General features: G+C 60.4%; 21 protein-coding genes. 13 read left to right on the top strand and 8 right to left on the bottom strand.

Features of this window, described 5'->3' with window-relative positions:
• The first annotated feature begins 48 nt into the window (after window positions 1–48).
• Window positions 49–642 carry an RNA 2',3'-cyclic phosphodiesterase gene (gene thpR, locus J5N58_RS09470; protein ID WP_113338158.1) on the top strand — a complete coding sequence of 198 codons (594 nt, stop codon included), beginning with the start codon at window positions 49–51 and terminating at the stop codon, window positions 640–642.
• Here the strand turns inward: thpR and J5N58_RS09465 are convergent.
• On the bottom strand, window positions 576–1,055 hold the full coding sequence (locus J5N58_RS09465; protein ID WP_244710598.1) for a low molecular weight protein-tyrosine-phosphatase: 480 nt from the start codon (window positions 1,053–1,055) through the stop codon (window positions 576–578). The genes thpR and J5N58_RS09465 overlap by 67 nt on opposite strands.
• A 30-nt stretch (window positions 1,056–1,085) precedes the next feature.
• Here J5N58_RS09465 and J5N58_RS09460 point away from each other — a divergent pair, with 30 nt between their 5' ends.
• The 7 genes from J5N58_RS09460 to J5N58_RS09430 all read left to right on the top strand — a co-directional run bounded on the left by J5N58_RS09460 (window position 1,086) and on the right by J5N58_RS09430 (window position 7,031).
• Window positions 1,086–1,385 carry a 4a-hydroxytetrahydrobiopterin dehydratase gene (locus J5N58_RS09460; protein ID WP_113447437.1) on the top strand — a complete coding sequence of 100 codons (300 nt, stop codon included), beginning with the start codon at window positions 1,086–1,088 and terminating at the stop codon, window positions 1,383–1,385.
• Between the two features lie 57 nt (window positions 1,386–1,442).
• Complete coding sequence (locus J5N58_RS09455) at window positions 1,443–1,832, top strand: YkvA family protein (RefSeq protein ID WP_244710596.1); 390 nt, start codon at window positions 1,443–1,445, stop codon at window positions 1,830–1,832.
• Between the two features lie 304 nt (window positions 1,833–2,136).
• On the top strand, window positions 2,137–2,640 hold the full coding sequence (locus J5N58_RS09450) for an invasion associated locus B family protein (protein WP_112830459.1): 504 nt from the start codon (window positions 2,137–2,139) through the stop codon (window positions 2,638–2,640).
• Window positions 2,641–2,990: 350 nt separating this feature from the next.
• Window positions 2,991–4,217 carry a dual-specificity RNA methyltransferase RlmN gene (rlmN, locus tag J5N58_RS09445; protein ID WP_425314460.1) on the top strand — a complete coding sequence of 409 codons (1,227 nt, stop codon included), beginning with the start codon at window positions 2,991–2,993 and terminating at the stop codon, window positions 4,215–4,217.
• Between the two features lie 89 nt (window positions 4,218–4,306).
• Window positions 4,307–5,260: an ABC transporter substrate-binding protein gene (locus tag J5N58_RS09440; RefSeq protein WP_244710594.1), complete on the top strand. Its 954-nt coding sequence runs from the start codon at window positions 4,307–4,309 to the stop codon at window positions 5,258–5,260.
• Between the two features lie 98 nt (window positions 5,261–5,358).
• Window positions 5,359–6,240, top strand: coding sequence for an ABC transporter permease (locus tag J5N58_RS09435; RefSeq protein ID WP_113443110.1), 882 nt, complete (start codon window positions 5,359–5,361; stop codon window positions 6,238–6,240).
• Entirely contained in the window at window positions 6,237–7,031 is a 795-nt protein-coding gene (locus J5N58_RS09430; protein WP_112830455.1) for an ABC transporter ATP-binding protein, read from the top strand. The genes J5N58_RS09435 and J5N58_RS09430 overlap by 4 nt, the downstream gene beginning before the upstream one ends.
• A 63-nt stretch (window positions 7,032–7,094) precedes the next feature.
• On the opposite strand, the gene J5N58_RS09425 is transcribed toward J5N58_RS09430, so the two are convergent.
• Window positions 7,095–7,736, bottom strand: coding sequence for a LysE family translocator (locus J5N58_RS09425; protein WP_112830454.1), 642 nt, complete (start codon window positions 7,734–7,736; stop codon window positions 7,095–7,097).
• Between the two features lie 89 nt (window positions 7,737–7,825).
• A complete protein-coding gene (locus J5N58_RS09420; RefSeq protein ID WP_244710591.1) occupies window positions 7,826–8,677 on the bottom strand; it encodes an SDR family NAD(P)-dependent oxidoreductase in 852 nt (283 codons plus the stop codon).
• A 207-nt stretch (window positions 8,678–8,884) separates the two neighbouring features.
• On the opposite strand from J5N58_RS09420, the gene J5N58_RS09415 reads away from it, so the two are divergent.
• The gene (locus J5N58_RS09415) at window positions 8,885–10,108 is read left to right on the top strand and encodes an argininosuccinate synthase (protein ID WP_113425501.1); all 1,224 of its coding nucleotides are present in this window, start codon (window positions 8,885–8,887) and stop codon (window positions 10,106–10,108) included.
• A gap of 72 nt (window positions 10,109–10,180) precedes the next feature.
• Here the strand turns inward: J5N58_RS09415 and J5N58_RS09410 are convergent, their stop codons facing one another.
• Window positions 10,181–11,374: a multidrug effflux MFS transporter gene (locus J5N58_RS09410; protein WP_244710589.1), complete on the bottom strand. Its 1,194-nt coding sequence runs from the start codon at window positions 11,372–11,374 to the stop codon at window positions 10,181–10,183.
• Window positions 11,375–11,639: 265 nt separating this feature from the next.
• On the opposite strand from J5N58_RS09410, the gene J5N58_RS09405 reads away from it, so the two are divergent.
• A complete protein-coding gene (locus tag J5N58_RS09405; protein WP_244710587.1) occupies window positions 11,640–13,703 on the top strand; it encodes a M3 family metallopeptidase in 2,064 nt (687 codons plus the stop codon).
• Window positions 13,704–13,737: 34 nt separating this feature from the next.
• On the opposite strand, the gene J5N58_RS09400 is transcribed toward J5N58_RS09405, so the two are convergent.
• A complete protein-coding gene (locus J5N58_RS09400) occupies window positions 13,738–14,208 on the bottom strand; it encodes a YiiD C-terminal domain-containing protein (RefSeq protein WP_244710584.1) in 471 nt (156 codons plus the stop codon).
• Window positions 14,209–14,396: 188 nt separating this feature from the next.
• Here J5N58_RS09400 and typA point away from each other — a divergent pair, with 188 nt between their 5' ends.
• Window positions 14,397–16,223 (top strand): translational GTPase TypA, encoded by a 1,827-nt coding sequence (gene typA, locus J5N58_RS09395; protein WP_112830450.1) that lies wholly within the window; start codon window positions 14,397–14,399, stop codon window positions 16,221–16,223.
• Window positions 16,224–16,423: 200 nt separating this feature from the next.
• The gene (locus J5N58_RS09390) at window positions 16,424–16,930 is read left to right on the top strand and encodes a GNAT family N-acetyltransferase (RefSeq protein WP_244710582.1); all 507 of its coding nucleotides are present in this window, start codon (window positions 16,424–16,426) and stop codon (window positions 16,928–16,930) included.
• Window positions 16,931–16,941: 11 nt separating this feature from the next.
• Here J5N58_RS09390 and J5N58_RS09385 read toward each other — a convergent pair whose 3' ends face one another.
• On the bottom strand, window positions 16,942–17,499 hold the full coding sequence (locus J5N58_RS09385) for a hypothetical protein (RefSeq protein WP_244710580.1): 558 nt from the start codon (window positions 17,497–17,499) through the stop codon (window positions 16,942–16,944).
• A 260-nt stretch (window positions 17,500–17,759) separates the two neighbouring features.
• On the opposite strand from J5N58_RS09385, the gene ppa reads away from it, so the two are divergent.
• Window positions 17,760–18,293: an inorganic diphosphatase gene (ppa, locus tag J5N58_RS09380; protein ID WP_112830447.1), complete on the top strand. Its 534-nt coding sequence runs from the start codon at window positions 17,760–17,762 to the stop codon at window positions 18,291–18,293.
• 2 nt (window positions 18,294–18,295) lie between these two features.
• Here ppa and J5N58_RS09375 read toward each other — a convergent pair whose 3' ends face one another.
• Window positions 18,296–18,610: a DUF167 family protein gene (locus J5N58_RS09375; RefSeq protein ID WP_244710578.1), complete on the bottom strand. Its 315-nt coding sequence runs from the start codon at window positions 18,608–18,610 to the stop codon at window positions 18,296–18,298.
• Window positions 18,607–18,927 carry a YggT family protein gene (locus J5N58_RS09370; RefSeq protein WP_113338171.1) on the bottom strand — a complete coding sequence of 107 codons (321 nt, stop codon included), beginning with the start codon at window positions 18,925–18,927 and terminating at the stop codon, window positions 18,607–18,609. The genes J5N58_RS09375 and J5N58_RS09370 overlap by 4 nt, the downstream gene beginning before the upstream one ends.
• Window positions 18,928–18,933 lie beyond the last annotated feature (6 nt).

Genomic DNA, 18,933 nt, shown 5'->3' with positions numbered 1-18,933 from the left:
TTGCGTGATTCGCTATGAGCATCTGCAAAAAGATTCGGGGAGCTCGCTATGCCGAGATTATTTACTGCCCTCGAAATTCCGCGCAATGCGGCATTAAGCCTCTCCCTTCTGCGCGGTGGTCTTCCCGGTGCCCGATGGATCGATGTGGAGAATTACCACATCACCCTTCGCTTCATCGGCGATGTGGATGGTCGCACCGCCGACGAGATCGTCGACCGACTCGACCGTATCGACCGTCCCGAATTCCAGCTCAGTCTCAATGGCATCGGTTCTTTCGGATCGAAGAAACCGCATTCGGTCTGGGCCGGCGTGTCTCCCGCTCCGGAGATGTATGCCTTGCAGGCGGAAATCGAACGAATCTGCCAGCGCATAGGCCTGCCGCCGGATCCGCGAAAGTTCACGCCGCATGTGACGCTCGCGCGCCTCAAGTCGGCGCGTGTCGACGATGTCGTGCATTACCTCGCCGGCCGCGGCGATTTCCACACGGCTCCCTTTACCGTCACACGCTTCGTGCTGCTGTCGTCGAAGGAATCGGTCGGCGGCGGTCCTTACCTGACGGAAGAGGTCTTCCCTCTTCACGAGGCCCGGGCCGCTTCCAGTTTTTCCAAGATGGAACTGCAGCCGGTCAAGAGCATGCTGTAGACCCGTTCGAAGTCCGCAAGACCGCCGTAATAGGGGTCAGGGATCTCCGTTTCATCCGCGAAGGCATAGTCGCCGAAGAGTGCGATATCGCTTCGGCACCCGGATGGCGCCATCTTTCGCACATGGGCGAGATTGTTCTTGTCCATAGCCAGGATCAGGCCGGGACGTTTGAAATCCGATGGGTCGACGCGTCGCGCGCGAAGGCCGGAAATATCTATCCCGTGGCCGAGGGCCACTTTCACGGAACGATGGTCCGGCGGATGGCCGATGTGCCAGCCGCCCGTTCCGGCTGAATCGGCCGGATAGGAGGAGGCGAGGCCGCGCTGCTCGGCCAGATGGCGAAAGATGCCTTCGGCCAATGGCGAGCGGCAGATATTGCCGAGGCAGACGAAAAGGATTGGGAACGCAGTCATCCAGGCCCTGATCGAGGAGGTATCGCTGCTATGAAATACGAAAAACTGGACCCAGCCGCAATCGACACGATGCTTGCGGAACGACGGGGGTGGGAACTCGGACGGGATGGGGCCGCAATCAGCCGCAGCTTCCGCTTCAGGGACTTCAGCGAAGCCTTCGCCTTCATGACCCGCTGCGCCCTGCTTGCGGAAAAGATCGATCACCATCCGGAATGGTTCAACGTCTATAACCGCGTCGACATCATTCTTTCCACCCATGCCGTCTCGGGCCTGAGTGCGCTGGACTTCAAAATGGCGGAGGCGATCGACCGTCTGTTGCCGGCCGATTGATTTCATCTCGCCATTCACCATATTTTGATCGTGTCCAAACACGAGGATCATGAAAGCATGGACGATATCAAAATCGGCGAGATCCTGTTGCCCGGTGACGAGGAAACGCAGGCGAGGCAGGAGGAGAATGTCCGCGCGAAATTCTGGCCGACGCTGAAGAGGGCGTTGCGACAGATCCCGTTCTCGCGTGACGTCGTCGCTTCGTTCTATTGTGCGACCGACCGGGAAACGCCCTTGCGGGTGCGTGGCATCCTCCTTGCCGCGCTCGGTTATTTCGTGTTGCCGCTCGACACGATCCCGGACATGTTCGCCCTTATCGGATTCACCGACGATATCGCGGTACTGACGACGGCGATTGCGCTGATCAGCGGGCATATCAAGGAACGGCATTACACGGCGGCGGACCGGATGCTCGCGGACAATCCCTCGGCGCAGGACGCCGCCTGAGCGACTGAAACGGGCCGGATGAAAAATCCGGACTGCGAAGGTCGGCGAACAAAGACGCATGCAGCCCAACTCTTGCCCGATTTCTTGAATCTAGATCAAATCATCGGAAGGGATGGTGCGGTAAACATCTCCCCATGGCCCGGTCATATACGGAAACCAAGACTGTGCAGCGACCTGCGACAAGAAACATCGCGGCGTTGACGGTTTGGTAACCTAAATTAAGTCAAACTGAATCAGGTTTCGACGAAAAATATCCCGATCTCCCCGATCGGGCGATGGATGGAAACACAACCGGCAGGAAGACATGTTCGCAAGAAGTACCGTAACCGCAGTGGCAATCATCCTGGCAAGCGGCGGCATCGCTGCTGCCCAGTCGCCCACTCGCATCGAGCAGTTCAAGGCCTGGGGTGCCTATTCTTACAAGTCGAATAGCGGAACGGTCTGCTATGTATTGTCGGTGCCGACCGACAAGCAGCCGCCTGCCGTCAATCATGGGGATATCTTCTTTGTCATATCCCAGCGCCCCGGCCAGAACATCTCCTATGAGCCTCAGGCCATGATGGGCTATCCGTTGAAAGAGAACTCGAAGGTCAACGTCACGGTCGACAACAAGAATTTCGTGATGTTTGTGAAGGACACTTCGGCCTGGGTGGAAAATGCCGCCGAGGAACCGGCGCTGGTTGCGGCGATGAAGACGGGTCATTCGATGACGGTCAAGGCGACTTCGGCCCGTGGAACCGGAACTGCCTATACCTATTCGCTTTCGGGTATTTCGGCTGCGCTGAAAAAGATCGAAGGCTGCAAGTAAGTCCGGCCTGACAAGGGCTGTGCACGAAGGGCCGGCGGAAGCCGGCTTTTCGCGTTTCGGGGAAGCCTCATATTCGGCGTGACGCAGGGCAAAAAAACTGCTAAAGGCGCGACCCGAGCCGGAAGGTCCGCACAAATTTGCGCGCCTGCGGATTTTTCTGAAGCGTGTCGCGATCCTGCGGATAGCATCCTGCGCTTCGGTTTCGTGTTTTTCGCATGTCGTGATTGCAAAACCGATCGACACGTTTGCCCGACATGCCTTAGGTGCATCGAAGCGATCGAAAGCGCCCGCTTTTAAGGCGGTCGCTTGATCGGCGCATTGGGTCAGGAAGGTTGAGCGGCATGGCCGTCATGGAAAATGTGATCGCACGTGATGTTGCACCGGCGGCGCCCGGGCCGGCAAGGCTGTCCGAGAAGCCGTCCCTGATCGGCCTCAGCCGGGAGGACATGGCGGCAGCCCTGCGCGAAAAGGGTGTGGCGGAACGGCAGGTCAAGATGCGCGTCAGCCAGCTGTGGAACTGGCTCTACGTGCGCGGCGTTTCCGACTTCGACGCGATGACCAATGTCGCCAAGGACATGCGTGAAATGCTGAAGACGCATTTCACCATTGCCCGCCCGGAGATCGTCGAGGAACAGGTCTCCAACGATGGCACCCGCAAGTGGCTGCTGCGCTATCCCGCGCGCGGGGCCGGCCGGCCCGTCGAGGTCGAGACCGTCTACATCCCCGAGGAAGGCCGTGGAACGCTTTGTATTTCCAGCCAGGTCGGCTGTTCGCTCACCTGTTCCTTCTGCCACACCGGCACGCAGCGGCTGGTGCGCAACCTGACGGCGGAGGAAATTCTTTCGCAGCTTCTGCTTGCCCGCGACCGTCTGGGCGATTTCCCCGATCGCGACGTGCCTGTCGGTGCCATGGTGCCTTCCAGCGATCGCAAGATCACCAACATCGTCATGATGGGCATGGGCGAGCCGCTCTACAATTTTGAGAACGTCAAGCAGGCCTTGCTGATCGCCTCGGATGGCGACGGCCTGTCACTTTCGAAGCGGCGTATCACGCTTTCCACATCCGGCGTCGTGCCCGAAATCTTCCGTACCGGAGAGGAGATCGGCTGCATGCTGGCAATCTCTCTGCACGCCGTGCGCGACGAGCTGCGCGACATGCTGGTGCCGATCAACAAGAAGTATCCGCTGAAAGAACTGATCGACGCCTGCCGGAAGTATCCCGGCCTTTCGAATGCCCGCCGCATCACCTTCGAATATGTGATGCTGAAGGACGTGAACGACAGTCTTGAGGACGCCAAGGCGTTGGTGCAGCTCCTCAAAGGGGTTCCTGCGAAGATCAATCTCATCCCGTTCAATCCGTGGCCCGGCACCAACTACCAGTGTTCCGACTGGGCGCAGATCGAGAAGTTCGCCGACTTCATCAACCAGGCCGGCTATGCCTCGCCGATCCGCACTCCGCGCGGTCGCGATATCCTTGCTGCTTGCGGCCAGCTGAAGTCGGAGTCCGAGCGCATGCGCAAGACCGAGCGCCTCGCTTTCGAGGCGATGATGATCGTGGGCCACGGCGAGGACGACTAAGGTCTGACGTGTCTTCGGCCTGCGCGATTGATTTTGACCGGTCGCTTCCATAAGAAGACCGGATAAAACAAAATCCCGGAGGTTACCCCATGCGCGCAATTCTGCTCGCCCTGTTTGCAGCCACTGCGATCGTCCTGCCTGCCAAGGCCGAGGACGTCACCGTTGCGGTTACCGCAATCGTCGAACATCCCGCTCTCGATGCGGCGCGCGATGGTATCAAGGAGGCGCTTGCCGAAGCCGGCTACAAGGACGGCGAAAACCTGAAATTCGTCTACGAGTCGGCCCAGGGCAATCCGGGCACGGCCGCGCAGATCGCACGCCAGTTCGTGGGCGACGCCCCGACTGTCATCGTGCCGATCTCCACGCCGTCCGCCCAGGCCGTGGTCGCTGCCACCCGCGACATTCCGGTTGTCTTTACCGCCGTTTCCGATCCGCTCGGCGCGCAGCTCGTCAAGGACATGGAAAAGCCCGGCGGAAACGTTACCGGCCTTTCGGACATGTCGCCGGTTGCCGACCATGTCGCGCTCATCAAGGAAATCACGCCGAACGCCAAGTCGATCGGCTTCATCTACAACTCCGCCGAAGCCAACTCCGTCTCGACGCTTGCAGCCCTCAAGGCTGAAGCCGAGAAGGCCGGCCTGACGGTCGTCGAATCCGTCGCCACCAAGTCGGCGGAAGTACAGGGTGCGACACGTGCACTCGTCGGCCGCGCCGATGTGATCTACATTCCGACCGACAACACGATCGTTTCTGCATTCGAAGCCGCCGTCGGCGTTGCCGAGGAAGCGAAGATTCCGCTTTATGCAGGTGACACGGATTCCGTTTCCCGCGGCGCGCTCGCAGCCCTCGGCTTCAACTATTTCGACGTGGGCAAACAGACCGGCGAAGTCGTCGCTCGTGTCCTGAAGGGCGAAAAGCCCGGCGACATCGCGGTTCGCGTTGCAGCCGGCACCGATCTCGTGATTAACAAGGCCGCGGCCGCCAAGATGGGCGTCGCCTTCCCGGAAAGCGTCACGAAACGCGCGACCAAAACGATCGAATAACAAACGGACAGCGGGGCCGCGCGGTCGCGGCCCTTGCTCTTGCCGGGCTGCAGGCGGGCACGCCGTGACGTTCGCCGCAAGCTTGAAGGACTTCTGCCGTGAGCCAAATCGCCTTCTGGGGTGCCGTTGAGCTGGGTCTGGTCTTCGCCTTCGTGGCGATTGGCGTTTATCTTGCCTTCCGTGTCCTCGATTTTCCTGACCTGACCGTCGATGGTTCTTTTCCTCTTGGGGCCGCGGTTGCCGCAGTCCTCATCATTGCGGGATTGAACGCATGGGTGGCGACTGCCATCGCCATGGCGGCCGGATCGGCGGCTGGTCTCGTGACCGCGCTGTTGAACGTGCGTTTTCGCATTCTCAACCTGTTGGCCTCGATCCTGACGATGATTGCGCTTTTCTCCGTGAACCTCAGGGTGATGGGCAAACCGAACGTCGCGCTGCTCAATCAGGACACCATGCTGACGCCTTTCTACGGTCACGGGATTCCCGAATATTACGTGCGCCCACTCTTCCTCTTTGCCCTGGTCGCCATCGCGATCTTCCTCGTTTGGCGTTTTCTCGAAAGCGATGCCGGTCTTGCCATGCGCGCGACCGGCGCCAATGCGCGGATGGCTCGCGCGCAGGGCGTGCAGACGGATAACCAGATCTATCTCGGCATCGCGCTTTCCAATGCGCTGGTAGCGCTTGGCGGCGCATTGTTTGCCCAGACGAACGGCTTTGCCGACGTTACCTCCGGCGTCGGCACCATTGTCGTCGGTCTTGCGGCCGTCATCATCGGTGAGACACTGTTCGGCAAGCGCGGCCTGCTGGTTGCCCTTATCGGCTGTGTCGCCGGCTCGATCGCTTATCGCCTTGCCATCCAGCTTGCGCTGTCCAGCGACGTGCTCGGCCTCAAGGCCTCCGATCTGAACTTCGTGACGGCGGTGCTGGTTGCTGTCGCGCTCGTGCTTCCCAGACTACGCCGGGGAGGAGCTTCGGCATGATTTCGCTCGAAAACATCGATGTCGTCTTCGGCCGCGGCACGCCGCTGCAAAAACAAGCGCTGAAAAACGTCAGTCTCACCATCGAGACGGGGTCCTTCGTCACCGTCATCGGCTCCAACGGCGCCGGCAAGTCGACGCTGCTCGGCGTGCTTGCCGGCGATGTTTTGCCGACCTCCGGCCACGTCAACATCGGCAATGCGGATGTGTCTCGCAGGCCGACCGCCAGCCGTGCCGGGCTCGTGGCCCGCGTCTTCCAGGATCCGCTCTCCGGCAGTTGCGGTGCGCTCTCCATCGAGGAGAACCTCGCGCTTGCGGCCATGCGCGGCAAGCGTCGGGGCCTTTCGGCGGCGCTTGGCGGCAATCGCCGCGGGGAATTTCGCGATCGCGTGGCGGCGCTCAATCTCGGGTTGGAAAATCGCATGACCGACCGGATGGACCTTTTGTCCGGTGGTCAGCGGCAGGCGGTCTCTCTGGTGATGGCGACACTCAGCGGTTCCGACGTGCTGTTGCTTGACGAACATACGGCGGCGCTCGACCCGGGCATGGCCGAGTTCATCATGAACCTCACTCAGTCCATTGTATCGGAGCGCAAGCTGACAACCCTGATGGTGACGCATTCCATGCGTCAGGCGCTGGATTTCGGTGCCCGCACCATCATGCTGCATGCCGGCGAGATCGTTCTCGACGTTGCCGGCGACAGCCGCAAGGACCTCGAGGTGGAAGACCTGATAAACATGTTCCGACGCATTCGCGGCCAGACGCTTGATGACGACGAGTTACTGATCGGCTGAGCCGGTAAGGCGCGTTCTTGAGCGGCGTCCGGTTTCGACCCCGGGCGCCTTTTTGTTTCGTGTTCAGCGGGCCTGGGTGAAGAGGATCTTCACGGCGAAAATCGAGAAAACACCAGCGAAAGTGTAGTCGACGGCGCGGAGAACCTTGCGGTTCGCCTGCAGCCAACTCGACAGGACGTCGGCCATGTAGATGATGCCGAGACCAATCGGCAGCGACAGGAAAATCGACCAGATGCCGAGAAAGAGCAGCTTGCCGGTGACATGCGGATCGCTGGCGCTGACGAATTGCGGCAGGAAGGTCATGAAGAAAATGATGACCTTCGGGTTCAGCAGATTGACCCAGAGCCCGTTCAGGAAAGCCTGAACCGGCTGCGACTGGCGCTGGCCGTCGGCGCGCACGACGAAGTTCGAGCCGTGACGCACCGCCTGGATGGCGAGCCACAGCAGATAGCCGGCGCCGCCGGTCTTCAGGATGGTGAAGGCAGTGGGCGAAGCAACGATCAGCGCCGAAATGCCGAAGGCCACCAGCATGGTGTGAATGGAAATCCCGAAACTAGTGCCTGCAAGGGTCATAAGCCCTGTTGCCCGGCCGTCGCGCAGGGAGCGGCTGATCCAGAGCGTCATGTCCGGTCCGGGCGTGATGGCGAGCAGAAAAATAGCCAGGCTGAAAGCGAGGAGGGTGGGAAGGCTCGGGATGAATTCCATGGAGGCAGGTCCGCAACAGAGAGAAGCCCGGTATGGGCGACGCTATATGCGCCATCCATACCGGGCCGCGGGCGGATTGCCAATCGGCCTTATTGACCGTTCAGAAAGGCCCTGAACTTCTGTGCATAGTCCGGATGCCAGCGGGACAATGGCGGCCGGTTCTCGACGATGTCCCCGGCGGCCCAGAGGATGCGCTTTTCATCGGTCGCACGGTCCACGTCGTTGTCGGGGCACAGGATATAGAAATCGCCCCTCTCTATGCTCTCCAGCATGAAGGCTATTGTCTCTTCCGGCGTCCAGGCGCCTTCGGGCTTTGTCTTGGCGTCTCCCTGTGTCAGCCTGGTAAAGACCCAGCCGGGGATCAGCAGGTGAGCGGATACCCGGCATCCCTCGGTGTTGCGAAGCTCGTGTTGCAGGGCCTCGGTAAAGGCCTTCACGCCCGCCTTCGACACGTTGTAGGCCGGATCGCCTGGTGGTGTGGTGATGCCCTGTTTCGAGCCGGTGTTGATGATGAGGCCGGGTTCGCCATGGGCCATCATGTTCGGCCCGAAAACCCGTGTGCCGTTGATGACGCCCATCAAGTTGACCGTGAGAACGTTTTCCCAATTGGCCTGCGAACCGAAAATGCTGCTGCCCGGCTGGATGCCCGCATTGTTCATGAGAAGGTGAACGCGGCCGAAACGCTGGATGACAGCCCGTTCGAGCGCTTCCAGATCGGCAAGCCTGCCGACGTCGGTCTCGATCGCCACGATATCCGTATCGGGGTTCGGGGAGAGTTCTGCGACCTGCCGGCATGCATCCGCCAGGGGATCGCCGCCGAGATCGGCAAGAACGACGCACATGCCCTTGCGGGCAAAGGCTTTTGCGGCTGCGAGACCGATGCCGGACGCAGCACCGGTGACGACGGCGACATTGCCTTTTGAGATTGCCTGTTGCTGCATATGGAGCCCTCTTCTGATGACGATAGCGCATGTGATATGGGGCTTCGATCCAACCGGTCAAACACGAAGCCTTCATGACGGACGTCCCGTCCTTCTTTCAGCTGCGGGCCGTTCCTCTTGCGCAGCGCGATAATCTCGCTAAAAGTGCCCGCAAACCAAGGGTTCGTATGCCCCTGGCTGCTCACGCTCACGAACGGACTTCTCATCATGGCATCGCATAAAGACGTGAAGAAGGTCGTGCTCGCCTATTCCGGCGGCCTCGACACCTCGATCATCCTGAAATGGCTTCAGACCGAACTCGGCGCCGAAGTCGTGACGTTTACCGCCGATCTCGGCCAGGGCGAGGAACTCGAGCCGGCACGCAAGAAGGCCGAGATGCTTGGCATCAAGGAGATCTTCATCGAGGACGTGCGCGAAGAGTTCGTCCGCGACTTCGTCTTCCCGATGTTCCGCGCCAACGCCGTCTATGAAGGCGTCTACCTGCTCGGCACGTCCATTGCGCGTCCGCTGATCTCCAAGCACCTGATCGAGATTGCCAGGAAGACCGGCGCCGATGCGATTGCCCACGGGGCGACCGGCAAGGGCAACGACCAGGTGCGCTTCGAGCTTTCGGCCTATGCGCTGAACCCCGACATCAAGATCATCGCCCCCTGGCGTGACTGGTCGTTCAAGAGCCGCACGGACCTCCTCGAATTCGCCGAGAAGAACCAGATCCCGGTTGCCAAGGACAAGAAGGGTGAGGCTCCCTTCTCCGTCGACGCAAACCTGCTGCACTCTTCTTCCGAGGGCAAGGTTCTGGAAGATCCGTCGCAGGAAGCGCCCGAATATGTGCATATGCGCACGATTTCGCCGGAATCTGCGCCGGACAAGGCCACGATCATCAAGATCGGTTTTGAAAAGGGTGATGCCGTATCGATCGACGGCGTTCGGCTGAGCCCGGCGACCCTTCTTGCCAAGCTCAACGACTATGGTCGCGACAACGGCATCGGGCGCCTCGACCTCGTCGAGAACCGCTTCGTCGGCATGAAGTCCCGTGGCGTCTATGAGACCCCCGGCGGCACAATCCTGCTCGCAGCGCATCGCGCGATCGAGTCGATCACGCTCGATCGCGGTGCCGCTCACCTCAAGGACGAGTTGATGCCGCGCTATGCCGAACTGATCTACTACGGCTTCTGGTTCTCGCCGGAACGCGAGATGCTGCAGGCCGCGATCGACCTCAGCCAGCGCCATGTCGAAGGCGAAGTCACCCTTAAGCTCTACAAGGGCAATGTGATGGTGATCGGCCGCGAATCGCCGAAGTCGCTCTATTCCGACAAGTTGGTGACCTTCGAGGACGACCAGGGCGCCTATGACCAGAAGGATGCCGCCGGCTTCATCAAGCTCAATGCGCTGCGCCTGCGCACGCTCGCCAAGCGCAATCTCAAGGGCTGACAGCAGCCTTCGGGATTGAAATCGCAAAACCGCCGGGGTCTGGGCTCCGGCGGTTTTTTATTGCGGATTTGCTCAGGCCATGCGCCGGCGGGCGGCCAGCAGGCCAAAATAGGCAAAGATTGCCGTGAACTCCATGACGGGGATGATGGTGCCGAAGGCCGTGAGCGGATCGCCGAGCGTCGCTGCGGCGAGGCCGCCGAGGAAACCCGAGCCCATCTGCACGAAGCCGAGAAGGGCGGCTGCGGAACCGGCTATCTCCGGATGCGGCTGGAGACCGGCCGTGGTGATATAGGGGATCACGAAGGCAATGCCGAAGGAGCAGACGGCAACCGGGCCCATGATCGACAGGAAGGTCGGCTCGATCAGTCGGACGGAAAGTGCGATCATCGCTCCGCCGATACCGACAAGGGCAAGGCCGGTGCGCAAGGAACCTTTTTCGCCCAGCCGACGGCTGAGGAAACGCAGCGCAACGGAGCCGGCGAAGTAGAAGCCTGACTGCATCAACATGCCGAGACCGAACTGGCTGGGCGTAAGCCCCACCCGATTGATTAGCACGAAGGGCAGCATGGTCGACTGGGCATAAAGCGCACCGACGCAGCCGCCCAGCACGAGAGCGCAGAACAACACTCTGAGATCGCCGATCAGTGTGGCATAGGCGGTCAGCAGACGGACCGGCCGAATGCGCGACCTGTCCGGGATCGTCGTTTCCGCCATCAGGAAGCTGACGGCCAAACCGCTGAACATGCCGAAGCCGACCATCAGATGGAAGATCGCCTGCCAGCCTGACAGGGAGAGCGCAAGGCCACCGAGCGTCGGTCCCGCCGCCGGACCGATGGCCAGCATGATGCCCATCATGTTGAGGATGCGGGCTGCCTCCGGACCGGTGAATTGGTCTCGGACGATCGCGCGGGAAACGGTGACGCCGACCGAGGCGCCGATACCCTGAATTAGGCGACCGACAAGAAGCCACTCGACCGAAGGCGCGAAGGCCGCCGTGAGGCTTCCGGCGATATAGATGGCAAGGAAGGCGAGCGTCGCCTTTCGCCGACCGAAGGCGTCCGACATTGGTCCTGAGAGAAGCTGCGCGCAGGCAAAGCCGCCGAAATAGACTGAGAGGCTGAGCTTGATTGCGCTGTCGGTGGTCCCGAAGGCCTTTACCAGTTCCGGCATGGCGGGGGTATAGATTGCCATGGAAATGGGGCCGATGGTGGTCAGCAGTGCGCCGATCAGCGAAGTGCGGCGCTCGCTCATGCGAGCCTGGGTCATGCTCTTCCGTTCGTTATTATGGTCCGGGCGCCGCGGTCACGCGGCCCGGGTCGGAAAGGGACTTCGCCACCTTTTACGATCGGAAGACGTTCTTGGCGAGAGGCGAAATATACCAACTCCGCGACAGGTCTCCTGCATCGGAGGCCCAGAAATTTTGTCTCCATCATCGTTTGTACGCTTGCCAAGCAAATGATCGGGATACCATATCGCTTGAGGTGTCTGCTTCGCGGGCATCGGAGCGAAGATCGTCCAGGGGAAAATCGTCATGAGCAAAACGTCGTCATTCAGTTCCGCCGTCTTCGAATGGAATGGCCCCAACGGGTTGCCGCGCTTCGAAGCCGTTTCGGATGACGATTTCGCGCCGGCTTTTGACGCAGCGCTTGCCGAGCATGACGCGGAGATCGACGCCATCGCGACCAATCCCGAGGCTCCGACCTTCGCCAATACCGTCGTTGCCCTGGAAATGGCAGGAGACAATCTTTCGCGCGTATCCTCGCTGTTTTGGAACCGCGCCGGCGCGCATACCAACGACGCGATCCAGGCGCTGGAACGCGAGATCGCGCCGAAGATGTCGCGTCACTATTCGAAGATCGGCATGAATGCGGACCTCTTCCACCGCATCGATGCGCTGTGGGAAAGACGCGATGATCTTGGCCTGACAACGGAGGAGTTGCGCGTTCTCGAACGTCACTGGAAGGGTTTCGTGAAATCCGGCGCCAAGCTCGAAAAGGCGAAGCAGGAGCGGCTCGCCGCGATCAATGAAAAGCTGGCGGGACTCGGCGCCCGCTTCGGGCAGAATGTGCTGTCGGACGAGAAATCCTGGGCGCTGCCGCTTGATGGCGATGCCGACCTTGCCGGCATTCCCGATTTCCTGAAGGATTCCATGGCTGCTGCTGCGCAGGCCCGCGGCAAGGGCGAGGCCTATGTGGTGACGCTGTCGCGTTCCATCATCGAGCCTTTCCTCACTTTTTCCACGCGCCGGGATCTGCGCGAACAGGCCTTCAATGCCTGGATTTCCCGCGGCATAAATGGCGGTGAGACCGACAACCGCGACATCGTCAGGGAAACGCTGGCGCTGAGGTCGGAAAAGGCAGGACTGCTCGGTTATAAGGATTTCGCCAGCTACAAGCTGGACGACACCATGGCCAAGACGCCGGAAGCCGTGAATGAACTCCTGATGAAGGTCTGGAGCAAGGCAATGGTGCAGGCGAAGTCCGAGGAGGAAGAGCTTGCCGGCCTGATCGCCGAGGAGGGCAAGAACCACGAGGTTATGCCCTGGGACTGGCGTCACTATGCCGAGAAGTTGCGCGCCCGCAAATTCGATTTCTCGGAGGCCGAGCTCAAGCCCTACCTCCAGCTCGAAAAGATCATCGAGGCCTGCTTCGACGTCGCCGGGCGCCTGTTCGGCATCAAGGCGGTGCCGCTCAAGGATGTCGCCGGCTATCATCCGGATGTCCGGGTCTTCGAAATCCGCGACCGTAACGACAAGCTCGTCGCCATGTTTCTCGGCGATTATTTCGCCCGGCCATCCAAGCGTTCCGGTGCCTGGATGAGTTCCTTCCAGTCGCAGCACAAGCTGCCCTTGAAGAACGGTACCGTCGGCGAGATCCCGATCATCTACAATGTCTGCAATTTCGCCAAGCCGGAGGAAGGTAAACCAGCGCTGCTGTCGCTCGACGATGCGCGCACGCTGTTCCACGAGTTCGGCCATGCGGCCCATGGCATGCTGTCGGACGTGACCTATCCCTCCGTATCAGGCACCGGGGTTTCCCGCGATTTCGTCGAACTGCCGTCGCAGCTTTACGAGCACTGGCTGACGGTGCCGGACATCCTCAAGACCTATGCCGTCCATTACGAGACGGGTCAGTCGATGCCGCAGGCCCTTCTCGACAAGGTTCTGGCAGCCCGCACCTTCAATGCCGGTTTCGCGGCAGTGGAATTCACCTCGTCGGCGCTGGTCGACATGGCTTTCCATACCCGCGGTCCGGTCGAGGATCCGATGGCGGTTCAAGCGGAAGTGCTGGCGAAGATCGGCTTGCCGCGCTCGCTGGTGATGCGTCACGCGACGCCTCATTTCCAGCATGTCTTCGCCGGAGACGGCTATTCCGCCGGTTATTATTCCTACATGTGGTCGGAGGTGCTGGATGCGGATGCCTTTGCGGCCTTCGAGGAGACGGGTGACGCCTTCGATCCCGTCATGGCCGAGCGGCTGAAGGCGAACATCTATGCGGTCGGCGGCTCCGTCGATCCGGAAGAGGCTTATAAGGCTTTCCGCGGCCGGTTGCCGAGCCCCGACGCCATGCTGAAGCAGAAGGGATTGGCGGCCTGACGGCGCCCGATCTTCCAATCAATGCCGGGTATGCCTAGCGTAACCCGGCATTGGAAAAGGCTACGAATTGTCCTTCGAGACGACCTGCGATGACGCCGTCCGTCTCCAGAACAGCACCAACCGATATGCGTGCCCGTCCCCGTCGAGCCAGCAACCGTGCAAATGAAGCCCATACATCCCGCTCGACCAGATAGGAACGCGCGGTGAAGTCATCGTCGATCGGGGAAAGGTAGTCCATGCTGTTGTGCTGGATGACCACCCGGCTTTCCAGTCCCTCGGATTTCAGCCGCAGGTGGACGAGCGACCAGGCGGCGAGGATGGCAACAGCCGAGGCGCTACCGCCGAAGACCGTTTCGCGGTGATTGATGTTCGGAGCAAGCGGTGCCTGAAGTGTGATGCTGTCCTCCTCCGTTGACAGGACACGGACATGCATCGCTGCGGAAAGCGGAATATGGTCATGCAGATAGGCCTGCAGGTCAGCAGGTGTCATCATCGGGCCGGCCATGTCGGTTTTCCTCTCCGCAAAGGGCTCTTTCGTGACTGGATTTAGGTTGGCTCAGAGCCTCGCGAAAGCCCCTTCTGCCGCTCCGCAGGCTCTTTCCCCTTTCGCAATTGCAAAAAACAGGCTATGAGCGCGCCAAAGAAACAAGGCGCCGCACCCCGTTTCGCGCCCCAGCCATCAGAGATCTGTTCATGAACCTTCGCAATATCGCGATCATTGCGCACGTTGACCATGGGAAAACGACCCTCGTCGACGAGCTCCTCAAGCAGTCCGGTTCGTTCCGCGAAAACCAGCGCGTCATGGAACGCGTGATGGACTCGAACGACATCGAAAAGGAACGCGGCATCACCATTCTCGCCAAGGCGACGTCGATCGAGTGGAAGGACACCCGCATCAACATCGTCGATACGCCCGGCCACGCCGACTTCGGCGGTGAAGTCGAGCGTATCCTGTCGATGGTGGATGGCGCCATCGTTCTCGTCGATGCTGCCGAAGGCCCGATGCCGCAGACCAAGTTCGTGGTCGGCAAGGCGCTGAAGGTCGGTCTTCGCCCGATCGTCGCGATCAACAAGATCGACCGTCCGGACGCCCGTGCTGAAGAAGTCATCAACGAGGTCTTCGACCTGTTCGCGGCGCTCGACGCCACCGACGAACAGCTCGACTTCCCAATCATGTACGGTTCGGGCCGCAACGGCTGGATGAACCACTCGCCGGAAGGTCCGCAGGAAGAAGGCCTCGCGCCGCTGCTCGACCTCGTCGTCAAGCATGTCCCTGCGCCGAAGGTCGAGGAAGGCCCGTTCCGGATGATTGGCACGATCCTGGAGGCCAACAACTTCCTCGGTCGCATCATCACCGGGCGCATCGCATCCGGCTCGATCAAGCCGAACCAGGCGGTCAAGGTTCTCGGCCAGGACGGCAAGCTCATCGAAACCGGCCGTATTTCGAAGATCCTCGCTTTCCGCGGTATCGAGCGCACTCCGATCGAAGAGGCCCAGGCGGGCGACATCGTCGCCATTGCGGGCCTGTCCAAAGGCACTGTCGCGGACACGTTCTGCGATCCCTCGGTCAACGAGGCAATGACGGCCCAGCCGATCGACCCGCCGACGGTCACGATGTCCTTCATCGTCAACGACAGCCCGCTTGCCGGCACCGAAGGCGACAAGGTGACGAGCCGCGTCATTCGCGACCGCCTGTTCAAGGAAGCGGAAGGTAACGTCGCTCTCAAGATCGAGGAATCGGCCGACAAGGATTCGTTCTTCGTATCCGGTCGCGGCGAACTTCAGCTTGCGGTTCTGATCGAAAACATGCGCCGCGAAGGCTTCGAACTTGCCGTGTCGCGTCCGCGTGTCGTCATGCACAAGGACGAAACGACCGGCCAGATGATGGAGCCGATCGAGGAAGTCGTGATCGACGTGGACGAGGAGCATTCCGGCGTCGTCGTCCAGAAGATGTCCGAGCGCAAGGCCGAGATGGTCGAGCTTCGTCCGTCGGGCGGCAACCGCGTCCGCCTGGTGTTCTTCGCACCGACCCGCGGCCTTATCGGCTATCAGTCGGAACTTCTGACAGACACCCGCGGCACCGCCGTGATGAACCGCCTGTTCCACGACTACCAGCCTTACAAGGGCGAGATCGGCGGTCGCGTCAATGGCGTGCTGCTCGCCAACGAGGCCGGCGAAGCCGTTGCCTACGCACTGTTCAACCTCGAAGACCGCGGTCCGATGATTATCGATGCCGGCGAGAAGGTCTATGCCGGCATGATTATCGGCATCCACAGCCGTGACAACGATCTCGAGGTCAACGTTCTCAAAGGCAAGAAGCTCACCAACATCCGCGCTGCCGGCAAAGATGAAGCGGTCAAGCTCACCCCGCCGATCAAGTTCACGCTGGAGCGCGCCCTGTCGTGGATTCAGGACGACGAACTGGTCGAGGTGACCCCGAAGTCGATCCGTCTTCGCAAGATGTATCTCGACCCGAACGACCGCAAGCGTATGGAAAAGGCCCGCGCCGCTCAGGCCTGATCGTTTCTTCAAGGTCTTTCTTCCAACCCCGGCTCTCCGAGTCGGGGTTTTTGTTTGTGGTTTGGCGGTGGCTGGGCTTGCGGCCAAGGTTAAAAAAGCGTTAAATTTTCGTCGTTGCCCTAATGAAAAGTCTGTGGGTTCTTCTGCTTTTCCGGCGATTGCCGGTGGTGGCTGAGGCGCAGCGGGACGAAAGTGACGTTATGAAGACGTTGTCGATTGATGTTCGCCCTGCCGAGCGGCAGGATGCGGCTGCCATAGCGGAGGCGCACCGCTCGTCCTGGCAGCACGCCTATGCGGGCCTCATTCCTTATCGCGCCCTGACGAAGATGATCGAGCGCCGCAGCGAAACATGGTGGCGCAAGGCGACTGCCGGTCCGGCGACCGTTCTCGTCGCTGATGTCGCAGGGACGATTGCGGGCTATACGACCGTCGGCCTCAATCGCGCCCGAGCCCTGCCGCAGGAAGGCGAAGTCTACGAGATCTATATGCGCCCGGAATATCAGGGCATCGGCCTCGGCTACACGCTTTTCGGCGAAGCCCGTCGGTTGCTGAAGTCGCTCGGCTGCCGCGGCACCGTCGTGTGGTGCCTGGAAGAGAGCCATCACGCGGTCGATTTCTTCCGTTCGAATGGCGGGATCGATGCCGTCGAGGGGATGGAGGATTTCGACGACATTCAGCTCAAGAAGCTCGGCTTCATCTGGAACTGATCCCGTCCTTCCTATTCCTTGGCGAAGCCTTCCGGCCAGACATGGGTCGGGTCGGCGGCCTTGTCGCCACGCTTTCCCTCCCATCTCGCCTCCTGGTAACCGCAGGCGAAGTCCTTGGCCTCAGCGTCGGCGAGCTTGCGTGCCAGTTCGTTGGCGTTCGGATTGGCCAGGGCATCGACATAGCCCACGACGCAGCCTAGGCCGTCCGCCCGTTGTGCGACACGGCTGACCACGAGCACTTGGCCGGTGCTGGCCTCTGTCGGTACGCCCTCCGGGCCGACATTCTCGATAAACCATCGCAGGATTGCGGCGAAAGGCTTGCCTGAACCGTCGAGCCGCCATTCGATCTTGGTGCCGATGTGGTTGAAAGGCTCGAAGGATTCGAAAGCCTCTTCCTGCAGCTTCTTGTCGAGCGGGCCGTAGAAAACGCTCTGGCGCAGGTCTCCTTCGGCAAAATGGATGTCATAATCGCGGTAGCCGCGACAGAGCATGATGGCGCCCATGTCGTCGGAGGCGACCGTCTTGCATTTGTCGAGATCAAGATCGGTATAGGTGCTGTCGTTTGCCATTGCACCTTGCGGAAGTGCACACAATGCAACCAGTATTGCCAGCGGCGCGAAAGAAAAGCTCTTCATAGTCGATCCCCTCCGTATTCGGGGTCTTATACCAGACGAGGGCGGGGCGGTTGCAAGGGACGAGGGGGAAAAACATGCAAATCTGGCCGGTAACCTTGCCCGCAATTGCCGGTCTGTCCGTCCAAAGCCGTGTTGCATTGCGTTATGATTCCCTTTAGGAAATCCGGGATTTCAACATTCCCATGGGGACGAAAATGCGTATCGATGCAATCGCCATTGGCAAGAATCCGCCGGAAGACATCAATGTCATCGTTGAAGTACCGGTCGGGGGGCACCCGATCAAGTACGAGATGGACAAGGACGCCGGCGCTCTGGTCGTCGACCGCTTCCTCTATACGCCGATGACCTATCCCGGCAACTACGGCTTCGTTCCGCACACTCTTTCCGACGACGGCGACCCGATCGACGTTCTCATCTGCAACACCCGTCCGTTGCTGCCCGGCTGTGTCATCAACGTGCGCCCGATCGGCGTGATGATTATGGAAGACAATTCCGGCAAGGACGAGAAGATCATTGCCGTGCCGTCGCAGAAGCTGACCCAGCGCTACGACAAGATCATCAACTACACCGACATGCCCGAGATCACGCTGAAGCAGATCGAGCACTTCTTCGAGCACTACAAGGATCTCGAGCCCGGCAAGTGGGTGAAGATCGGTGGCTGGCAGGATGTCGGCGTGGCCAAGAAGCTGATCGTCGAAGCCATCGAGCGCTACAAGGCGCAGAATTGATTTCAGCCGGCTGAGAGGCCGTCTATTCTCTTTTCCAGGTCCTCCGGGTCGCCATCGATCCGGAGGATTTTTTGTCTGGCGGTTTCTCCTGATACGATGGAGATAGAGGATTTGGAAACGCCGAGCGTCTTGGCGAGCAGGGCGATCAGCGCCTTGTTGGCCTTGCCCTTTTCGGGAACGCTGGTAACCCGGGCGCGCAGATAGACCTCGCCATCCGCATTTTCCTCCAGCCCCTCCAATGCATCGCGCCCCGCATTCGGCGTCAACCGGATCGCGAGGCGCAGATGATCTTCCTGACGCTTGTAGGGCCGCCTCACGCGAAGAGCGGATAGACGCTGTTCCACATCAGGGAGCGGATAAAGAAGATGATGAGCAGGACGACGATCGGCGAGATGTCGATGCCGCCGAGATCCGGCAGGACCCTGCGGACGGGGCGCAGAACGGGCTCGGTCACATTGTAGAAGAAAGTCCCCAGCGAGTTGACGAAGCTGTTGCTCGAGTTGATCACGTTGAACGCATAAAGCCAGGAAAAAATGGCACTGGCGATCAGCACCCAGGTATAAAGGTTCAATGCCAGATCGATCGTCTGAAACAGCGCAAGCATGCGGGTCTCCATTTCTCGGTTGACAGACATGTAGAC

Source organism: Paenirhizobium cremeum (genome assembly GCF_022884085.1).
GTDB classification, from domain to species: Bacteria; Pseudomonadota; Alphaproteobacteria; order Rhizobiales; family Rhizobiaceae; genus Allorhizobium; species Allorhizobium cremeum.
This window is presented reverse-complemented; position numbering and strand designations above follow the sequence as displayed.

Excerpts from the sequence above, each read along its gene's own strand:
- thpR (WP_113338158.1), top strand. The coding sequence starts at position 49 with ATGCCGAGATTATTTACTGCCCTCGAAATTCCGCGCAATGCGGCATTA.
- J5N58_RS09465 (WP_244710598.1), bottom strand. The coding sequence starts at position 1,055 with ATGACTGCGTTCCCAATCCTTTTCGTCTGCCTCGGCAATATCTGCCGC.
- J5N58_RS09460 (WP_113447437.1), top strand. The coding sequence starts at position 1,086 with ATGAAATACGAAAAACTGGACCCAGCCGCAATCGACACGATGCTTGCG.
- J5N58_RS09455 (WP_244710596.1), top strand. The coding sequence starts at position 1,443 with ATGGACGATATCAAAATCGGCGAGATCCTGTTGCCCGGTGACGAGGAA.
- J5N58_RS09450 (WP_112830459.1), top strand. The coding sequence starts at position 2,137 with ATGTTCGCAAGAAGTACCGTAACCGCAGTGGCAATCATCCTGGCAAGC.
- rlmN (WP_425314460.1), top strand. The coding sequence starts at position 2,991 with ATGGAAAATGTGATCGCACGTGATGTTGCACCGGCGGCGCCCGGGCCG.
- J5N58_RS09440 (WP_244710594.1), top strand. The coding sequence starts at position 4,307 with ATGCGCGCAATTCTGCTCGCCCTGTTTGCAGCCACTGCGATCGTCCTG.
- J5N58_RS09430 (WP_112830455.1), top strand. The coding sequence starts at position 6,237 with ATGATTTCGCTCGAAAACATCGATGTCGTCTTCGGCCGCGGCACGCCG.
- J5N58_RS09425 (WP_112830454.1), bottom strand. The coding sequence starts at position 7,736 with ATGGAATTCATCCCGAGCCTTCCCACCCTCCTCGCTTTCAGCCTGGCT.
- J5N58_RS09420 (WP_244710591.1), bottom strand. The coding sequence starts at position 8,677 with ATGCAGCAACAGGCAATCTCAAAAGGCAATGTCGCCGTCGTCACCGGT.
- J5N58_RS09415 (WP_113425501.1), top strand. The coding sequence starts at position 8,885 with ATGGCATCGCATAAAGACGTGAAGAAGGTCGTGCTCGCCTATTCCGGC.
- J5N58_RS09410 (WP_244710589.1), bottom strand. The coding sequence starts at position 11,374 with ATGACCCAGGCTCGCATGAGCGAGCGCCGCACTTCGCTGATCGGCGCA.
- J5N58_RS09405 (WP_244710587.1), top strand. The coding sequence starts at position 11,640 with ATGAGCAAAACGTCGTCATTCAGTTCCGCCGTCTTCGAATGGAATGGC.
- J5N58_RS09400 (WP_244710584.1), bottom strand. The coding sequence starts at position 14,208 with ATGGCCGGCCCGATGATGACACCTGCTGACCTGCAGGCCTATCTGCAT.
- typA (WP_112830450.1), top strand. The coding sequence starts at position 14,397 with ATGAACCTTCGCAATATCGCGATCATTGCGCACGTTGACCATGGGAAA.
- J5N58_RS09390 (WP_244710582.1), top strand. The coding sequence starts at position 16,424 with ATGAAGACGTTGTCGATTGATGTTCGCCCTGCCGAGCGGCAGGATGCG.
- J5N58_RS09385 (WP_244710580.1), bottom strand. The coding sequence starts at position 17,499 with ATGGCAAACGACAGCACCTATACCGATCTTGATCTCGACAAATGCAAG.
- ppa (WP_112830447.1), top strand. The coding sequence starts at position 17,760 with ATGCGTATCGATGCAATCGCCATTGGCAAGAATCCGCCGGAAGACATC.
- J5N58_RS09370 (WP_113338171.1), bottom strand. The coding sequence starts at position 18,927 with ATGTCTGTCAACCGAGAAATGGAGACCCGCATGCTTGCGCTGTTTCAG.